Below are 574 nucleotides of genomic sequence, written 5' to 3' on the forward strand. Positions count from 1 at the left end.
TCGCGTAGGATTATTACTAAAACAACTCGGTACTAACAAATAAAACAAAACTTCTTTCAAACTAGTATTCAAAATGGGTTATTACTAACCCATTAAATTGTGTAGCAATTAGATGCTAACAATGTTCTCGGCTTGTGGGCCTTTTTGACCTTGAGTAACAGTAAACTGTACACGTTGGCCTTCAGCTAAAGTTTTGAAACCGTCGCCAGAGATTGCGCTAAAATGTGCAAAAACATCAGGACCAGATTCTTGCTCGATGAAACCAAAACCTTTTGCTTCGTTAAACCATTTTACTGAACCAGTAGTTGTAGTAGACATAATATGTATCCTAAAAAATTAATATAAGTGTGCCTGAAAAGAGGCGATTGAGCCGGAAAAAATAGTTAACTTGAGGATATCGCGTAGGATTATTACTAAAACAACGGGGTACTAACAAATAAAACAAAACTTCTTTCAAACTAGTATTCAAAATGGGTTATCTCTAACCCACTAAATTGTTTAGCAATTAGATGCTAACAATGTTCTCGGCTTGTGGGCCTTTTTGACCTTGAGTAACAGTAAACTGTACACGTTG

Annotated in this window: 1 protein-coding gene and 1 pseudogene; both read right to left on the reverse strand. The window is 35.9% G+C overall.

The features are described 5' to 3' along the window. Window positions 1-108 precede the first annotated feature (108 nt). Window positions 109-318, reverse strand: a complete 210-nt coding sequence (locus GQR55_RS20045) for a cold-shock protein (protein ID WP_006792549.1) — start codon at window positions 316-318, stop codon at window positions 109-111. 187 nt (window positions 319-505) lie between these two features. After that, window positions 506-574, reverse strand: a pseudogene (locus tag GQR55_RS20050) (cold shock domain-containing protein); the annotation flags it as partial.

Source organism: Pseudoalteromonas sp. Z1A8, assembly GCF_011378855.1.
In the GTDB taxonomy this organism is placed as follows: Bacteria; Pseudomonadota; Gammaproteobacteria; order Enterobacterales; family Alteromonadaceae; genus Pseudoalteromonas.